The 16,997-nt window shown below is 31.3% G+C and carries 16 protein-coding genes and 5 tRNA genes; 3 read left to right on the top strand and 18 right to left on the bottom strand.

Features of this window, described 5'->3' with window-relative positions; all coding sequences use genetic code 11:
- Positions 1 to 2: 2 nt before the first annotated feature.
- The 3 genes from RR539_RS08755 to RR539_RS08745 form a co-directional block, all read right to left on the bottom strand.
- Positions 3 to 404, bottom strand: coding sequence for a hypothetical protein (locus RR539_RS08755; protein WP_332474233.1), 402 nt, complete (start codon positions 402 to 404; stop codon positions 3 to 5).
- Positions 405 to 415: 11 nt separating this feature from the next.
- Entirely contained in the window at positions 416 to 1,183 is a 768-nt protein-coding gene (fdhD, locus tag RR539_RS08750; RefSeq protein WP_332474232.1) for a formate dehydrogenase accessory sulfurtransferase FdhD, read from the bottom strand.
- 99 nt (positions 1,184 to 1,282) lie between these two features.
- Complete coding sequence (locus tag RR539_RS08745; protein WP_332474231.1) at positions 1,283 to 2,146, bottom strand: formate/nitrite transporter family protein; 864 nt, start codon at positions 2,144 to 2,146, stop codon at positions 1,283 to 1,285.
- A gap of 189 nt (positions 2,147 to 2,335) precedes the next feature.
- On the opposite strand from RR539_RS08745, the gene RR539_RS08740 reads away from it, so the two are divergent.
- Positions 2,336 to 3,781: an aminoacyl-histidine dipeptidase gene (locus RR539_RS08740; protein WP_332474230.1), complete on the top strand. Its 1,446-nt coding sequence runs from the start codon at positions 2,336 to 2,338 to the stop codon at positions 3,779 to 3,781.
- An 18-nt stretch (positions 3,782 to 3,799) separates the two neighbouring features.
- On the opposite strand, the gene RR539_RS08735 is transcribed toward RR539_RS08740, so the two are convergent.
- The 6 genes from RR539_RS08735 to RR539_RS08710 form a co-directional block, all read right to left on the bottom strand.
- On the bottom strand, positions 3,800 to 4,297 hold the full coding sequence (locus tag RR539_RS08735) for an SEC-C metal-binding domain-containing protein (RefSeq protein ID WP_332474229.1): 498 nt from the start codon (positions 4,295 to 4,297) through the stop codon (positions 3,800 to 3,802).
- 100 nt (positions 4,298 to 4,397) lie between these two features.
- The gene (locus RR539_RS08730) at positions 4,398 to 5,447 is read right to left on the bottom strand and encodes a hypothetical protein (RefSeq protein WP_332483687.1); all 1,050 of its coding nucleotides are present in this window, start codon (positions 5,445 to 5,447) and stop codon (positions 4,398 to 4,400) included.
- An 83-nt stretch (positions 5,448 to 5,530) separates the two neighbouring features.
- Complete coding sequence (locus tag RR539_RS08725; protein WP_332500343.1) at positions 5,531 to 6,649, bottom strand: DegT/DnrJ/EryC1/StrS family aminotransferase; 1,119 nt, start codon at positions 6,647 to 6,649, stop codon at positions 5,531 to 5,533.
- Positions 6,650 to 6,764: 115 nt separating this feature from the next.
- Positions 6,765 to 7,316 (bottom strand): NADH peroxidase, encoded by a 552-nt coding sequence (locus RR539_RS08720; protein WP_332474226.1) that lies wholly within the window; start codon positions 7,314 to 7,316, stop codon positions 6,765 to 6,767.
- Between the two features lie 175 nt (positions 7,317 to 7,491).
- Positions 7,492 to 7,567 (bottom strand) — tRNA-Lys (locus RR539_RS08715).
- Positions 7,568 to 7,571: 4 nt separating this feature from the next.
- A tRNA-Gln gene (locus RR539_RS08710) sits at positions 7,572 to 7,646 on the bottom strand.
- Positions 7,647 to 7,880: 234 nt separating this feature from the next.
- Between RR539_RS08710 and RR539_RS08705 the strand changes: the two genes are divergently transcribed.
- Complete coding sequence (locus RR539_RS08705) at positions 7,881 to 8,729, top strand: bifunctional 5,10-methylenetetrahydrofolate dehydrogenase/5,10-methenyltetrahydrofolate cyclohydrolase (protein ID WP_332474225.1); 849 nt, start codon at positions 7,881 to 7,883, stop codon at positions 8,727 to 8,729.
- 20 nt (positions 8,730 to 8,749) lie between these two features.
- Here RR539_RS08705 and RR539_RS08700 read toward each other — a convergent pair whose 3' ends face one another.
- The gene (locus RR539_RS08700; protein ID WP_332474224.1) at positions 8,750 to 9,478 is read right to left on the bottom strand and encodes an HD domain-containing protein; all 729 of its coding nucleotides are present in this window, start codon (positions 9,476 to 9,478) and stop codon (positions 8,750 to 8,752) included.
- 103 nt (positions 9,479 to 9,581) lie between these two features.
- Here RR539_RS08700 and RR539_RS08695 point away from each other — a divergent pair, with 103 nt between their 5' ends.
- Positions 9,582 to 10,400: a TIM barrel protein gene (locus RR539_RS08695; RefSeq protein WP_332474223.1), complete on the top strand. Its 819-nt coding sequence runs from the start codon at positions 9,582 to 9,584 to the stop codon at positions 10,398 to 10,400.
- A 23-nt stretch (positions 10,401 to 10,423) separates the two neighbouring features.
- Here the strand turns inward: RR539_RS08695 and RR539_RS08690 are convergent, their stop codons facing one another.
- The 8 genes from RR539_RS08690 to RR539_RS08655 form a co-directional block, all read right to left on the bottom strand.
- Positions 10,424 to 12,697 (bottom strand): ATP-dependent Clp protease ATP-binding subunit, encoded by a 2,274-nt coding sequence (locus RR539_RS08690; RefSeq protein WP_332483686.1) that lies wholly within the window; start codon positions 12,695 to 12,697, stop codon positions 10,424 to 10,426.
- Between the two features lie 117 nt (positions 12,698 to 12,814).
- Positions 12,815 to 13,489, bottom strand: a complete 675-nt coding sequence (locus RR539_RS08685) for a uracil-DNA glycosylase (protein WP_332474221.1) — start codon at positions 13,487 to 13,489, stop codon at positions 12,815 to 12,817.
- Positions 13,490 to 13,496: 7 nt separating this feature from the next.
- Positions 13,497 to 14,669 carry a class I SAM-dependent rRNA methyltransferase gene (locus RR539_RS08680; protein WP_332474220.1) on the bottom strand — a complete coding sequence of 391 codons (1,173 nt, stop codon included), beginning with the start codon at positions 14,667 to 14,669 and terminating at the stop codon, positions 13,497 to 13,499.
- 79 nt (positions 14,670 to 14,748) lie between these two features.
- Positions 14,749 to 15,846 carry a YecA family protein gene (locus RR539_RS08675; RefSeq protein ID WP_332474219.1) on the bottom strand — a complete coding sequence of 366 codons (1,098 nt, stop codon included), beginning with the start codon at positions 15,844 to 15,846 and terminating at the stop codon, positions 14,749 to 14,751.
- Positions 15,847 to 15,929: 83 nt separating this feature from the next.
- Positions 15,930 to 16,649, bottom strand: coding sequence for a 23S rRNA pseudouridine(2604) synthase RluF (gene rluF, locus RR539_RS08670; RefSeq protein WP_332474234.1), 720 nt, complete (start codon positions 16,647 to 16,649; stop codon positions 15,930 to 15,932).
- 54 nt (positions 16,650 to 16,703) lie between these two features.
- Positions 16,704 to 16,779: transfer RNA gene (locus tag RR539_RS08665), tRNA-Phe, on the bottom strand.
- A gap of 5 nt (positions 16,780 to 16,784) precedes the next feature.
- A tRNA-Ile gene (locus tag RR539_RS08660) sits at positions 16,785 to 16,861 on the bottom strand.
- Positions 16,862 to 16,864: 3 nt separating this feature from the next.
- Positions 16,865 to 16,940 (bottom strand) — tRNA-Ala (locus RR539_RS08655).
- Between the last annotated feature and the right edge of the window lie 57 nt (positions 16,941 to 16,997).

Genomic DNA, 16,997 nt, shown 5'->3' with positions numbered 1-16,997 from the left:
GTTTAGTATCCCTTTAATAATGCAGCGTCAAAATACTCTATAACACTAATTACATTATTGTATCCATGAAGATTAAGTCTAAGTTCTATTTTTTTCTTAATCTTATCTCTTATTATCACTTCTTTAATAATTATTTCTCCGTAATCTTTATTAATATCTAGTTTTTTAATATTTCTATCTGTTGTAATATGTATTTTACCATACACTTCATTATTATTTTCTTTAAATATATCAATATTAAGAAATTCTAGTGGATCTATTTTACTTGAACAAAAAAATCTATACGCTTCACTACCCTCTTCATCTTCATAATCATCATAAAACATGTAGTTTTTTCTATTGTATAAGGCCTTATCAATCATATTAATATATTCCTTCTCAAGATTAAAAACCTTAGCTCCCATTCCACTCACCTCTAATTAATTCTGTCATAGCTTGTATATACATTCATACGCTTCCCCCTTGCAAATCCTGCAACAGTTATATTTAAACTGTTAGCAACTCTAAGTGCAAGCTTAGTCGGCGCTGAATGAGATATTACAACAGGTATTTTACCAACTGCGGCTTTAATAATAATATCTGATGAAACTCTACCAGTTGTTAATAGGACCTTATTTGATAAATCTATATTCTCAAGTAAGCATTTACCAATAACCTTATCAAGTGCATTATGTCTTCCTATATCCTCACATATAGATATAATCTTTTCTCCGTTACTTAATGCACAGCTATGAACTCCCCCTGTCTCCATAAAAAGCTCACAACTTTTATTAAAGTTATTCATCTGCTCTAGTAGTTTTAATACCTCAAATTCACCTTCAAACTTACATCTTTCTAGTGATTTTTCATTAATCATACTAATATGCATACTACCTTTTCCGCATCCTGATGATATGATTCTATCATTAAAATTATACTTTGACACCTTTTTGTTTAAGATTATATTTATGGTTTTATCATTTAAGTGAATACCTTCGATTTCACTTATACTTTTAATAACACCTTCACAGTACAAGAAACCTACCGCAAGTTCTTTAATTTTTTCAGGTGTTGTCATAAGTGTAATATATGGTGAATTATTTACCTGTATATTTATTGCAGTTTCTACTACTACATAATCTTCAATTTCTTCAAAACAATCAACTTTAAATCTTTTAACTAAGTGGCTTATCTTTTGCTCCATTACTTTGCTCCATTCTTAAAACTATTTATATAAATTATATCAATTAGTAAATACTTTGTCTAAAAAAATAAAACCAAGGAATACACCTTGGTTTTTATTCTATACGCTTATTTTCTCACTATTTTTTTTTTCTTCCTCTTGAGGAATTCTAACATATACTACCCAATATGCAAGTCCTACAAGTAAAACTCCACCTATAATGTTACCTATTGTAACAGGTATAATATTACCTATTGCACTAGCAATATTAACACTTTCAATTTTCTCTGGTGAAAGTGGTGAAGCCGCTACTATAGCTGGGTTAAGCTTTGCAAGTAATCCTATAGAGAAATAATACATATTAGCAACGCTATGTTCAAACCCTGAAGTTATAAATGTCATAATTGTAACCCATATAATCAGAATTTTTCCGGCAACATCCTTAGCAGCGTATGAACCCCATACTGCTAAGCATACAAGGAAGTTACATAATATACCACTCGCAAGTGCGTTTGTAAAGCTTAGATGTCCCTTATACTGTGCAACCTTAATTACATATGCCCCTAGTTTTGCATCATTACTTAATAAAAGTCCACTTAAATATATCAGTAGTGCTATCATAAAAGCACCAATAAAGTTCCCTATATATACAATAATAAGGTTCTTTATAAATTCGTAACCACTAATCTTCTTCTCCATATACGCTTGAATTAAAAGTGTGTTACCTGTGAAAAGCTCTGCTCCACATACTAATACAAGTACTAGTCCTATTGGGAATAGAGCACCTGCTACAAACTTTGCAATACCGTAGTCTGCAATACCATGTGACCCAACTGTTGAAACAAAGGCACCAAATGAAATAAATGCACCAGCTAGGATTGATAAAATCAATGTTTGAACTGGCTTTGTTTTACTTCCTTTCTTGATACCAATTTTAATTGTTTCTTCACAAATCTCAGGGGTCGTAAGCATCCTCTTCTCCATAATTAATCCTCCTAATTTATGTCGCCTAACAAAACTAAAATCCCTTTAATATAAATATATAAAATTTGCCATTCATGTCAACTATGTTAATAATGTATCAATTGAAATTACATTATAAAAAACATTCAAATTGTATTTATTTTTTAACCTATATATAATGTACTTATGTATATAAAAGGAGGACTTACTATGCTAGAAAATCTAAACCCAAAACCTGTCTTTAAATACTTTGAGGAAATATCTAAAATTCCTAGAGGATCTAAAAACGAAAAAGCCATCAGTGATTATTTAGTTGAATTTGCTAAGCAGCATTCACTTGAATATATTCAGGATGATTATTTAAATATTATAATCAGAAAACCTGGAACTAAAGGCTATGAAAACTCAAAAACTGTTATTCTTCAAGGTCATATGGATATGGTTTGCGAAAAAAATGCATCTTCAACTCATGACTTTTTAAATGACCCACTTAAACTAAGAATTGATGGAGACTTTATATATGCTACCGAAACAACTCTTGGTGCTGATAATGGTGTAGCAATCGCGTACTGCCTTGCAATACTAGAGTCAAATGATATAATGCACCCACCACTTGAAGTGTTGATTACAACCGAGGAGGAGATAGGAATGGGTGGTGCTATTAATCTATCCCATAATATCCTTAAGGGTGATATTATGATTAACATAGACTCTGAGGAAGAAGGTTGTCTACTTGTTAGCTGCTGTGGTGGCATTAAAACTTCAATAACAATTGATGTTACATATGATTCATTACCTAAAAACTTTAGTGAACTTAGTCTAGAGATTAAAGGTCTTAAAGGTGGTCATTCTGGAATGGATATAATTAAGCAACGTGGTAATGCTAATATAATCCTTGGACGACTGCTAAAATCATTAACAAAAAATTATGATTTACGTCTTTCATATTTTAATGGTGGCTCTAAAATGAATGCAATCCCTAGAGAAGCATTTGCTACAATAGCAGTTGAAAATAATATTATTGATGAAATTTCCAAAGAATGTATAAATGTATTTAATAGTATTAAAAGCGAGTATATTGGTGTAGATGATGGTATAATCTTCAATATTAACAAAACTAATACTAAAAAGGAATTTATGACTAAATATTCTTCACTAAATGTTATCAATTCATTAACAGTAATTCCAAATGGAGTAATCACTATGAGTAACCAGATTAAAGATCTTCCTGTAAGCTCTACTAACCTTGGGGTTGTTACTACAACTAATTCATCAGTAGTACTAGAAAGCGCTCTTAGAAGCTCTTCTAAGTCTCTTAAGGATCATCTTATTAATATTCACTCATCAATAGCTGATTCATTTAACGGAAGTATTAAGTTTGAGGGTGATTACCCAGAGTGGGAATATGAAGTGAATTCTCCTATTCGTAATAAGTTTATGAGTGTTTACAAGGACATGTTCCATAAAGAGCCTACTATATCAGCTATACATGCTGGTCTTGAATGTGGAATCATCAAAAGTAAATATCCATCACTTGATATTATTTCATTTGGACCGAATCATTTTGATGTACATAGCCCAGATGAACATCTGAGCATATCAAGCACAGAGAGAATGTATAACTATCTTCTTAATGTTTTAAAGGAAATAAAATAAGCAGGTGATAACACCTGCTTATTTTCCACAACACTTCTTGTACTTCTTTCCACTTCCACAAGTACATGGTTCATTTCTTCCTATTTTGTCTTCTTTAACAACTGTTCTTGATTGTCTGTAATCTCTTGCAATTGTTTCTCTTGCCTCAACTGAAAGTACATCATCCCACTCCTTAAGTGTAAATAACCACTCTGCCTTAGCATCTAGCATATTGTAGAATAATTTCTCAAAATCAACTTTAAGTTCAACATTTGTTGACTCCTCAAGTGAATCAAGATCAAATCCATCAACTAAGCTTGTTTCTATTCCTGACATGAATCCTGCAAAAGTTACGTTATCCATGTTAAACTTCTCAGCAAGTTCCTTAACAGTACCTGAAATTACTGCGTCTTTGTTTTCAAGAATTTGAACATATACGTCTCTTTCTTTTTCAAGGTATTCTTTCCAAAAGTTTTCGTTCTCTTGTTCAGTTCTATCAAGTTCTACTAAATCTTCCCATTGTGTAAAAAGGCTCATAATAATTAGCTCCTTATCTTTTATTAAATTTAAAAAGTATACTAATAAATAATATTATAAATTCTGGTTTATTTCAAGTATATTCAATAAATATTTCCCCTTACCTACTTATTCTAAACGTATAATCACTATTTCCACTTAAATTTTCACCTTTTTCCACCCTGATAAAAATATCTCCACTTATATTAATTATATTTTCACCACCTTGTAACTTAAACTTTTTATCTTTATTATAGGCAACTACACTAACATTACTAAACTTACTAAAGTTTATTATTAATTGTGTATTTCTATTTAATATTTTATAATAATCAATATCCTCTAGATACTCTATGCTTGAATTAATTTCATCTCCAATATTTATATTATATGCAAACTTTTCTTTATTGTTATATTCATAATTGTCATATATACTTTCTACTTTTTTAAATTTGATATTTTTATACCTCATCGGTATATATCCACGTTCTTTAATATCTCTCTCAAACTCACTATTTGTTTTAAAATTCACTACCGTTTTATCTTTATACCTAGCTTCACCATTAGAAGTTGATTCTAGTATTATTACCCCCTCCTTTGTTCTACCTAAAAATATGTATACGTGCTTACCCTTTGAATTTAATATATCCATTGCCTTTAATTTATTAATATTTATTTTCTTAAAGTATTTATCCATAGTTCTTGTTGATGTTCTTTCCTTAATATTAAATACCACATTAACAAACCCTGAACAATCTACTCCAGCTGTATTCTCAATATAACCAAGATTAGTATTGATATTTCCTGGCATATACCCCTTACTTAAAGCATCATCAAATCCACTAATTCCTTTTATATTTGAATCTTTAAGTGATGTTTGCCCACCATAGCAATATGGTATTCCAATATACATGCCTGAATCTAATAAATAATATGGTTTGACTATATTATTATTTATATTTACATACTTCTCCTTATCATAGGTCCATACATGATTAATCATACTCATAGCCCTATTAAAGGCATCATCTGACTTTACCCTACTGTATTTTACTCCATTAATAATACTTGGTAATAAGAAACAAATTACTGCTGCAAATAATACCCCACCTAAAATAAAATAATAATTTTTCTTTTTCTTTTTTCTTCTTAATAAAGGATGAAACTTCATTACATACCCCCTTTATAGTAATTATTATGTTATTTAAACTTTAAAAATGCAAAAAAGCTAGCAAATGCTAGCTTTTAATATTTTTACATATAAAATTCTCTAATTGTACTACAAACGTAATCTACTTCTTCCTTAGTTATCTCTGCATACATAGGAAGTGCAAGAATTTCTTTTGATATTTTTTCTGATACTGGGAAATCTCCTTCCTTATGACCTAGATACTTAAAACATTCTTGAAGATGAAGTGGTTTTGGGTAATATATACTAAATCCAATTTCCTTTTCTTTTAGGTAGTTTGCAAGTTCATCTCTTTTTTCTGCAAGTATATTAAATACATAATAAACATGCTTCTGATCTCCCTTAACCTTAGGAATTCTAACTCCATCAATATCCTTAAGTCCTTCTATGTACCATGAGGCAATTTCTTCTCTCTTTTCGATTGAACCCTTAATATACTTCATTTTAACTGATAATACTGCTGCTTGAATACTATCAAGCCTTGAGTTATATCCAATAAACTCGTGGTGATACTTCTTTGAAGCACCATGTACTCTATAAACCTTAGCCATTTCGTATAGCTTATCATCATTAGTAACTATCATTCCACCGTCACCGTAACCACCTAGTGTCTTCGTTGGGAAGAATGAGAATATACCAAAATCACCTATAGTTCCAGCATGCTTATATGAATCGCCATTACCCTTCCACCTCATACCAAATGCCTCAGCAGCATCCTCTAACACACTAATATTATGCTTATTTGCAATTTCCATAATTGCGTCCATATCAGCCATTTGAAGGAATAGGTGAACTGGAAGTATTCCTTTAGTCTTTTCATTTATCTTTTCTTCAATTAAATTCGCATCTATATTAAAAGTTTCCTCATCAATATCTACAAATATTGGTTTAGCCCCACATCTCGCAATACATGATGCTGATGCAAAGAATGTAAATGGGCTTGTTATAACCTCAGTACCCTCTTTATATCCAAGTATATCAGCTGCAAGAACAAGAGCATCTGTTCCTGATGCTACACCTATAGCATACTTTGCACCTGTAAACTCCTTAATTTCTTCCTCAAGCTTTTTAACTTCGGGTCCTAGTGTTGATACACCATTTTCGATACTTGAAAGTATAGCTTTATTAAATTCGTCTTTCTTTTCTTGATACTCTCTTTGAGAAGTATAAAAATTAACTTTCATAAATATATCTCCTTATTATGTTTATATAGTGTATATTATATCAAATAATTTTTTTTATATAAATACAAAATAAAACAAAAAGGGATGCATAACGCATCCCTTATAATATATTAAATTATTTATCACCAAAATGTCTATCAAGAAGACCCTTAAAAGCCTTACCATGACGAGCTTCATCCTTGCACATTTCATGAACAGTGTCATGAATCGCATCAAGGTTAAGTTGCTTAGCTCTTGTAGCAAGATCCTTCTTACCTTGGCAAGCTCCATGCTCAGCATCTACTCTTAATTGAAGATTCTTCTTAGTACTATCAGTTACAACTTCTCCAAGAAGTTCAGCAAATTTAGCAGCATGATCTGCTTCCTCAAATGCTATTCTCTTGTATGCTTCAGCAACCTCTGGGTATCCTTCTCTATCTGCTTGACGGCTCATAGCAAGGTACATACCAACTTCAGCACACTCCCCTAAGAAGTTAGCACGAAGACCTTCAACAATTTCAGGATCAACTCCCTTAGCAACTCCAATTACATGCTCATCTGCAAAGCTTAGTCCATCCCCTGATTGTTCTACAAACTTATCAGCTGGTGCGTTGCATAGTGGACATACCTCTATACAAGTATCTCCTTCGTGAACATATCCACAAATCGTACATACAAATTTCTTCATAATAAATCCCCCTAAAAATATAATTACTAAATATTTATATTTTTATCTTATCACAATAATTACTAATTTGCAATAAATATTGCATAATAATTATTATCGGAAGGTTATATTGTATTTTGTACAAACATATTATTAAAAATAGATATAAAAAAAACCAAGATTAAAAATCTTGGTCTGGTGAGTCACCAGGGAATCGAACCCTGGACAACTTGATTAAAAGTCAAGTGCTCTACCGACTGAGCTAGTGACTCACAATGGCTGGGCTAGTAGGATTCGAACCTACGCATGCGGGAGTCAAAGTCCCGTGCCTTACCGCTTGGCGATAACCCAACTTAGTGTGGCTCGCTGTTCATCAGCCAACCTACAATAGTTATTATATACATGATTTCAACATAAGTCAACACCTTTTGCAAAAAAAATTTTTTTTTTTATTTAGTACTTCATATCCATTATAATTAGTCTAATATAGAAAATCTTTACTGTAAATTTATTTAAAAGTGTATATAATGTAAATAGACAATAATATTATTAAAATATTAAGTAGTGCCATTAAGGAGGATAAAAATGGGTATAATAGACTGTAGAGAGATTTCTAAGAAAATTAAGTTATCTTTAGTTGATAGAATTCAAAGAGTTAATGACAAATATGGTGAAGTACCTCACCTTGAAATAGTTCAAGTAGGTGATCACCCATCATCAGCTTCATACGTTAAAAGTATCGTTAGAACCTGTGATGAACTGTCAGTAAATATGCACATAAGCAAATTTGATAAGGATATTAGCGAAGATGAACTTATTACTGAACTAAGTAATCTTAATAACGACGAGAGCATCCATGGCATTATAATTCAATTCCCACTACCTGAAGGATTTGATCAAAATAAGGTTGCAAATTCAATTCTTCCACTTAAAGATGTTGACTGTGTTCACTCTGAGAACCTAGGAAACCTGTTCATGGGAGAACCTAATGTTATTCCATGTACACCAAAGGGGATTATACGTTCTTTAAAGGAAAGTAATGTATCCCTACAAGGAAAAGATGTTGTTATCGTAGGTTCTGGTAGAACTGTTGGTAAACCAATATCTCAGCTTCTACTAATGGAAAATGCTACTGTAACTTTATGCCATATATTTACTAAGTCATTAAAAAGTCACACAGAAAATGCAGACGTTATTATTGCAGCTGCTGGTAAAGCATCTCTTATAACTGAAGATATGGTTAAAGAAGGTGTTATTATTGCTGATGCTGGTATTAATGTTTTAGATGGTAAGGTTTGTGGTGATGTTGACTTTGAAAATGTGTCAAAGAAAGCTTCACTTATAACTCCAGTACCTGGTGGTGTTGGGGCAATGACAAATTCTATGCTTATTGAAAATCTTATTGATCTATTTGAAATTCAAAAGAACAACTAAAACTAAAGCTGTTTATGAAGTTATGCTTCACAAACAGCTTTTTTATTGTTTATTTTATATAAACTAACAAGTCCCTTTATACTAACATATTTTAGGTTTTTCGAAAGATTGTCCGCTATTTGAAGGACTAATAAATTGTTAACATTCTCTCTTCCTATATCCTTTTTAAGCCTCTTAAGGCAAGCTATACTCCCATCATTATGCTTTTTCATATGATTTTTTATAAGCTTTGTTACATCATCTATAAATTCATCCTCATAATTCCACTTTTTAAGAATATCCCTAGCCATAATACTTGAAGCTATATCATGATTCTTAAAATGCCCTACTCCATTTTCATCTATTGTAAAACAGTTAGGCTTAGCTATATCATGAAATAATGCAGCATATCTGAGTACTTTAGATTTAGGAACTAATGATGTTACAGACATTATATGATTAAAAACATCTCTATTATGATATTTAGTCTTTTGATTAAAGTTGTAACATAATGAGAGTTCAGGTAGAAAATCCTTTAGAACATTTAGATTTTCAAGTTTATGAAAAATTACATCTACATAATCACTTAATATAACTTTATTAAACTCATCCTTAGCTCCTTCTTCTAAGTTACCAAAGAATATTCCGTTTTTTATCTTCTCTTCATCCTTTTCATTAATATTAATATTAAGCTCCACAGAATCCCTAACTAGTCTTAACACTTCCTCTAATGTATAGGGTGATTCACTTCTTATTTTATGCGCTTTCATAAATATCCCCTTTCCATACTGTCACTTTTATTGTACCCTAATATGGTAAGCAAAATAAATATTTGATAAAATATATACTAACTTAACAAAAGGAGAAATGTATATGGATAAATTGTTATTTGGAATCTCAGGACTTCCACTTGGAGAAAACACTCAGAAATTCACATATAAAACAGGTATTGACTACTTAAATTCAATATCACTTGACGCTATGGAACTACCCTTTGTTCGTAGTGTTAATGTTACTGATAAAAATAAGGATGGCATTAATGAAGTAAAATCTCAACATAACTTTTATTTATCAGCCCATGGTTCATACTTTATAAATCTTAATGCAGAAGAAAAAGAAAAACAAGAAAAGTCTATTGAACGAATACTAAATGGTGCAAATGCCTTAAAAAAAGTTGGTGGTAAAAGTCTAGTATTCCACCCAGGTTTTTATCTAAAAGACTCTAAGGAGGAAACATTTGAGACTATTTTAAATAACCTAGCTTCACTTCCTGACATAGGTATTGATTATAGACTTGAAACCACAGGAAAGCCTACTCAATTTGGAGATCTTTATGAACTAGTTGAAATATGTAAGCAGGTTCCTACTTGTAAACTATGTGTAGACTTTTCACATCTTCATGCTAGAGGTAATGGTATATTAAAGGATTATAAAGATTTTTATGAAGTCCTTGAACATATTGAAAATAACCTTTCAAAAAGTGCAATAGAAGATATGCATATTCATATGTCTGGTATACACTATGGACCTAAGGGTGAAAAAAATCACCTTCCATTCTTAGAAAGTGATTTTAATTTTATAGCTTGCCTTAAAGCTTTAAAAGATTTTGGTGCAAAGGGATGTATTATATGCGAGAGCCCAATACTTGAAAAGGATGCTCTACTTCTTAAAGAAACATACGAAAACCTATAAAAAAAGGGCTTATAGCCCTTTTTTTATTTTATGGTAACCTTATTATCTACGTAATCAATAACTACCTTACTATTTTCTTTTATATTACCTTTTAGATACTCTTCACAAACCTTATCTTCAATATTTTTTTGAATAGCACGTCTTAATGGTCTTGCACCATACTTGCTATCATATCCTACCTCTAATAAGTAATCCTTAAGCGAATCTGTAACTTCAATTGTAATATTCTTATCAATAGCCTCTTCAAATACTTCCTTAAGCATAATATTAATAATATCCTTAAGCTCATCCTTAGTTAATGAGTTAAATACTATAATATCGTCGATTCTATTTAAGAACTCAGGCTTAAAGTGTTCCTTAAGTGCTTCGTTAACACTTTCTTCAAGTCTAATTTGGTCATTTTGAGCAAACCCTATTGATGAACCCTTAAAGTTTGTTCCTGCATTAGATGTCATAACAATAATAGTATTTTCAAATGATACAGTTTTTCCCTGTGAATCAGTTAACCTACCATCCTCTAGTATTTGAAGTAACATATTAAATACATCTTGATGAGCTTTTTCGATCTCATCTAAAAGAATAACTGAATATGGCTTTCTTCTTACCTTTTCAGTAAGCTGTCCCCCTTCATCATATCCTACATATCCTGGAGGTGCTCCTATAAGCTTTGATACAGTATGTTTTTCCATATATTCTGACATATCTATTCTAATTAAAGCATCTTCACTATTAAATAGTTCCTTAGCTAAGGTTTTCACTAACTGAGTTTTACCAACACCAGTTGGCCCAACAAAAATAAATGAGGACGGCTTTTTCTTCTTCTTAAAACCTGATCTATTACGTCTTATCGCCTTAGAAAGTGACTCAATAGCCTTCTTCTGTCCAATAACATTCTCTTTAATTCTATCTTCAAGTGCAAGAAGTCTTTGTGCTTCATCTTCAGTAATTCTTTGAACTGGAATCTTAGTCCACTGCTCTACTACAGATGCAACATCCTCAATCTTAAGCTTTATATTATTAACCTTACTTTCAAGTGCTTCCTTTGACTCTTTTAGCTTTAATTCATCCATTTTATAGTTAGCAAGGTTTTCGTAATCCTGCTTATCCCTAGCTATCTCCATTAATGAATTAATATTATCTAGCTTATCATTTATAACAATTAAATCTGTTATTTCTGTTGCATTAAGGTTAACCTTTGATGCAGCTTCATCTATAACATCAATTGCTTTATCTGGAAGGAATCTATCTCTTATATATCTTTCTGACAAAAGTACCGCTTCTTTAATTACATCATCTTCAATAATAACTCTATGATGCTCCTCATAGTACCTTTTAATGCCCTTAATAATTTCAATTGTTTCTAAAACTGTAGGTTCCTCAACATATACAGGCTGAAATCTTCTTTCAAGTGCAGCATCTTTTTCTATATGTTTTCTGTATTCATCAAGGGTTGTAGTTCCTATTAATTGTATTTCACCACGGGCTAATGCTGGCTTTAAGATATTTGCAGCATTCATAGCTCCACCTTGAACTTCTCCAGCTCCCATAATATTATGAATTTCATCTATAACAACTACAATTTCTCTATTAGCTTCCTTAACTTCATCTATTATAGCTTTCATTCTGCCTTCAAATTGACCTCTAAACTGTGTTCCTGCAACAACTGCAGTTAGGTCTAATAGATATACCTTAATGCTACGAAGTTTTTCAGGCACATCACCCTTAGCAATTCTAAGTGCTAACCCCTCTGCAATTGCAGTTTTACCAACTCCAGGCTCTCCTATTAAAACAGGATTATTCTTGCTCCTTCTATTAAGAATCTGAATAGCCCTTTGAATCTCTTCACTTCTACCTATAACCTCATCGATTTTTCCCTCAGCTGCAAGTGCTGTTAAATTAACTCCATAGGTATCAAGATTCTTTGTCTTTTTATTTTTAGATTTAGACTTTTTCTCTGATTTATCATTAAGAGATTTTTTAAAGTCTTCCTCATCAATCTCTATTTCTTCATTCTCATCATCATCATCCTTCTTAATAGGATTTAGAAGCTGTGAAAAGAAATTACTATCAGTAAGCTCATCAAAGTTCATATCCTTAAGCATATTATCCATCTGCTCATTAAGATTCTCTATTTCATCCTGTGTAATACCACTTTGCTGCATAATTTGGTCTAGTACTGGTATTCCAGCATCCTTAGCACAATCTATACACAGTGCAAGTGTCTTACTCTCTCCATCTACTATTTTAGTTGTATATATAACAGCAAGATTCTTGTTACAAACTGAACAAATCTTCAATTCTATCAACTCCTTATAGTCAATATTTAAATGCCAAAGTTAATCAAATAACATACACATATCTTAGTATATTAGAAAACATTATATCACTTCATAGTTTAATTTTCTAGGTGTCTACTATATGTTCTCTATTTGCCAATCAATTTCCTTTATATTATTAAGTTTAAGAAATTCATTAACCTTAGAAAATGGCTTGCTACCTAAAAATCCTCTTCTTGCTGAAAGGGGGCTTGGATGTGGTGACTTAATTATTAAATGATGATTACCCTTAATTAAACACTCCTTATCCTGTGCAAATTTACCCCATAAAATAAACACTACTGGCTTATCTCTCTCACTAATCATAGATATTACATTGTCAGTAAAAATAGTCCACCCAATATTCTTATGGGAGTTTGGTGTAGCTTCTTTTACTGTTAATGTGGTGTTAAGTAGTAAAACTCCCTGATCTGCCCACTTTTTTAAATATCCATTATTGGGAATATAACATCCAAGATCATTTTTAAGTTCCTTATAAATATTTTTCAGGGATGGTGGTATCTTAATTCCCCTATTTACAGAAAAACTCAAACCATGGGCTTGGTTAGCACCATGGTATGGATCTTGCCCTAATATAACTACACTTATATTACTAAATGATGTATATCTAAATGCATTAAAAATATCCTTATATTGTGGATATACAGTATTTACTTTATATTCATTTTCAACCTTTTTTAACATATCCATAAAGTACTCTTTTTTAATCTCTTCCAATAAGATATTATCCCAATCATTATTAAACTTAAGCATTTCTCACCTATTGAACATTAAGTATAAAGCACTTTAGGTATAATGACTCCTCATAATTCCACATAAATGGATGATCCTTCGCCTGAGTCTTAACTTCTACTTCACGAATAACTTTTCTAGCATCTCTAGCTGCTTCTTGAAGCATCTCTCTAAATATTTCTGGATACATATAATGTGAACAGGATGCAGTAACTAAGAATCCACCTGGCTTTACAAGCTTCATTCCACGTAGGTTTATCTCCTTATATCCCTTATATGCGCTTTTAATTTTCTTAGCTGACTTAGTAAATGCAGGAGGATCTAGTATAACAACATCAAATTGCTTTCCTTCTTCCTGATAGTCACGAAGTTGATCAAATGCATTAACACATACAAAGTCAATTTTATCTTCAAGTCCATTTAACTTTGCATTTTCTGTTGCAGTATCAATAGCATGTTGTGATATATCAATAGCAGTAACTTTTTTTGCTCCAAAATAAGCTGCGTGCATTGCAAAAGGACCAGTATGACAGAAACAATCAAGAACCTCAGCATCTTTAACTATATCCTTAAGTGCTAATCTATTTTCTCTCTGGTCAAGGAAGTATCCAGTCTTTTGTCCATCCTTAATATCCACCATCATTTTAATACCATTTTCATTAATAATTGTATTAGTATCAAACTCTCCATATAAAAAGCCCTTCTTTTGCTCAAGACCTTCTAACTCACGTACATTATTATCATTTCTTTCATATATCCCCTTAGGATTAATAATCTCAACTAAAAGTTCAACTATCATATCCTTATACTGATCTATACCAAGTGTTAGTGTTTGAATAGATAAATAGTCATTAAACTTATCTACAATAATTCCTGGTAATCCATCTGCTTCACCATATATAACTCTACAACTACTAGTATCAACTACCTTTTTTCTGTATTCCCAGGCCGCAGAAATTTTCCTCTTAAAAAAGTCTCTATCTATCTCTTCCTTAAGGTTTCTAGTCATAATTCTAACTCTTATCATAGAATTATCATTAATATATCCTTTACCTAAAAATTTACCTTTAGGATTATATACACCAACTATATCTCCATTTTCATACTCACCTTCTACTTTATCTATTTCATTTGAGTATACCCATGGATGTCCCTTTTCTGTTCTTTTTCTTATGTTTGATTTTAAGTATATTTTAGTCATATAATTCTCCTTCGTATCTTAACTCTATTATTATAATTATATCATAAAAAAGTAACCTAAGCATAAGCTTAGGTTACTTTTACTTGCCTTCACAGCACTTCTTGTATTTTTTTCCACTACCGCAGAAACAATTATCATTACGTCCAATATTTTTTAAAACTTCATTCATAGGATTACCCTTAAGTTTCCATAAAGGAATACTTATTTTTATCTTATTAACATAGTTTTCAACATCAACCCTATGAATAAATTCGCTATTAATTCCATTTATAATATAATCAACAATTTCATTGTTTGGATAATCATTGTTAATCATAAATCCTGCATTACTAATAAGTGACTCAGTATCAAGTGGTAGCATTTTAAAGTTCTTAGTAATGTACTCATATAATCCAAAGTTGTCCTCATTATAATTAAATGCATCTTCCATACCAAATGTATATATAACCTTAATCCCAGGATATAAATAATCAAGTGGTGATGATTTATGTGCCTCTACTATTGACTCTGGATTTTCAGCCTTATAGTAATAGTAAATATCTCCTGATGACTTTATAAGGATACTGTTTTTAGCTGCATTATCTAGCATTTTTTCAAACTTATCATATGACTTGTCCTCTTCTAGAGTTTTAACAAGCATATCATATAGATCCCTTTTAGCTAAAGCTCCATAAAAATACAATAATCCTGAAGCTGCTCTTAACCACTTTTGAGTATTACTAACTGAGTCTGATATTTTAGCATCCTCAACATTGGCTTTTACCATATCGAAAATATCTCTTGGAATAGAAGCGTATACTACATCATTTATTTTTCCTGTATATACAATACCCCAGTTTCTAAGACTTAGCATTAGTTTAAATTGAGCTAAATCCTCTAAATTTACAATTGTTGCTCCATTTTTCGGAATCATCATAAGAAGCATATAATATTCTCTCTCAGTTATATTATGTAATATATCAACTAAGTTACCCTTTATTACTTCTTCTAGCTTTTCTATTAATTGACCCTTAGTATATGAACTAACACCTTTTACCTCAAGTGTTCTTCTTATATTGGTAAGTTCATCCTTTGTCATAATATTAAGATAATCATTAAGATTAAAGTCTTCGCTTACTGGTGCAACTAGCTTACTCTTTATCTTCTCAATCTCTCTTTCGAATATCTCATTTTGCATATAATCACCTACATCTATAGTATTTTAAATCTCTAATAATCATAAAAATTTTACCCTAAAGTACATATACAGTCAAGCTTTCATTACTTTATAATATAATCAATGTCTCTAAATAAAACTTCTTTTTCTTTTTTAGTTAAATCTCTCCACTTTCCAATTGGCATATCAGATAGATTTATATTCATTATTCTTATTCTATTAAGCTTCCTAACTATATAACCAAAGGCTGCACACATTTTTCTAATTTGACGATTACGCCCCTCTGTTAATATAATCCTAAATGTTCTATCGTTAACCTTCTCAACAAAACATTTTTTTGTAGGCTTACCTTCTATTAACACACCATTTCCCATTTTATATATGAACTCGTTAGTAATTTTCTTATCAACAGTTACAATATATTCTTTATCATGGTTATTTTCTGACCTTAATATTTTATTAACTATATCTCCATCGTTAGTTAGTAAAATAAGTCCCTGTGAATCCTTATCAAGTCTTCCTATTGGGAATATTCTTTCACTATGATTAATAAAAGCTACAATATTTCCTTTTATATGCTTCTCTGTTGTACATGTAATACCAACAGGTTTATTTAAAGCAATATATACCTTATTTGAAGTTACTGCTAAGTTTTGTCCATTAACCTTAACAATATCATTTTCCTTAACTCTATCCCCAAGTGTAGCTATATTATCATTTATTGTAACATTTCCTGACTCTATAAGCTTATCTGCTTCACGTCTTGAACAAAATCCTGTTTCACTTATATATTTATTTAATCTCAAAGTATCTCCTCCGAAAATATTTTAATAAGAAAATATATATAAAAGAAAAACCTAGTACTTTCATACTAGGTTTGGTGCCTCGAGCCGGAATCGAACCAGCGACACGTGGATTTTCAATCCACTGCTCTACCGACTGAGCTATCGAGGCATATTTGGTGGGCCTTCAGGGGCTCGAACCCCGGACCTACCGGTTATGAGCCGGTTGCTCTAACCAACTGAGCTAAAGACCCATATGGTGGAGATAAGCGGGATCGAACCGCTGACCCCCTGCGTGCAAGGCAGGTGCTCTCCCAGCTGAGCTATATCCCCATATTAGCAATTGGCTAAAATTAAAAGAATATGTAATAGTTCTTTCAAAACTGCACA

Origin of the sequence: Clostridium sp. (assembly GCF_036639235.1) — a bacterium.
Classification (GTDB): Bacteria; Bacillota; Clostridia; order Clostridiales; family Caloramatoraceae; genus Clostridium_AB.
This window is presented reverse-complemented; position numbering and strand designations above follow the sequence as displayed.

Bases quoted from the DNA above. Each gene is read 5' to 3' on its own strand.
- RR539_RS08755 (WP_332474233.1), bottom strand. From the start codon at position 404: ATGGGAGCTAAGGTTTTTAATCTTGAGAAGGAATATATTAATATGATT.
- fdhD (WP_332474232.1), bottom strand. From the start codon at position 1,183: ATGGAGCAAAAGATAAGCCACTTAGTTAAAAGATTTAAAGTTGATTGT.
- RR539_RS08745 (WP_332474231.1), bottom strand. From the start codon at position 2,146: ATGGAGAAGAGGATGCTTACGACCCCTGAGATTTGTGAAGAAACAATT.
- RR539_RS08740 (WP_332474230.1), top strand. From the start codon at position 2,336: ATGCTAGAAAATCTAAACCCAAAACCTGTCTTTAAATACTTTGAGGAA.
- RR539_RS08735 (WP_332474229.1), bottom strand. From the start codon at position 4,297: ATGAGCCTTTTTACACAATGGGAAGATTTAGTAGAACTTGATAGAACT.
- RR539_RS08730 (WP_332483687.1), bottom strand. From the start codon at position 5,447: ATGAAGTTTCATCCTTTATTAAGAAGAAAAAAGAAAAAGAAAAATTAT.
- RR539_RS08725 (WP_332500343.1), bottom strand. From the start codon at position 6,649: ATGAAAGTTAATTTTTATACTTCTCAAAGAGAGTATCAAGAAAAGAAA.
- RR539_RS08720 (WP_332474226.1), bottom strand. From the start codon at position 7,316: ATGAAGAAATTTGTATGTACGATTTGTGGATATGTTCACGAAGGAGAT.
- RR539_RS08705 (WP_332474225.1), top strand. From the start codon at position 7,881: ATGGGTATAATAGACTGTAGAGAGATTTCTAAGAAAATTAAGTTATCT.
- RR539_RS08700 (WP_332474224.1), bottom strand. From the start codon at position 9,478: ATGAAAGCGCATAAAATAAGAAGTGAATCACCCTATACATTAGAGGAA.
- RR539_RS08695 (WP_332474223.1), top strand. From the start codon at position 9,582: ATGGATAAATTGTTATTTGGAATCTCAGGACTTCCACTTGGAGAAAAC.
- RR539_RS08685 (WP_332474221.1), bottom strand. From the start codon at position 13,489: ATGCTTAAGTTTAATAATGATTGGGATAATATCTTATTGGAAGAGATT.
- RR539_RS08680 (WP_332474220.1), bottom strand. From the start codon at position 14,669: ATGACTAAAATATACTTAAAATCAAACATAAGAAAAAGAACAGAAAAG.
- RR539_RS08675 (WP_332474219.1), bottom strand. From the start codon at position 15,846: ATGCAAAATGAGATATTCGAAAGAGAGATTGAGAAGATAAAGAGTAAG.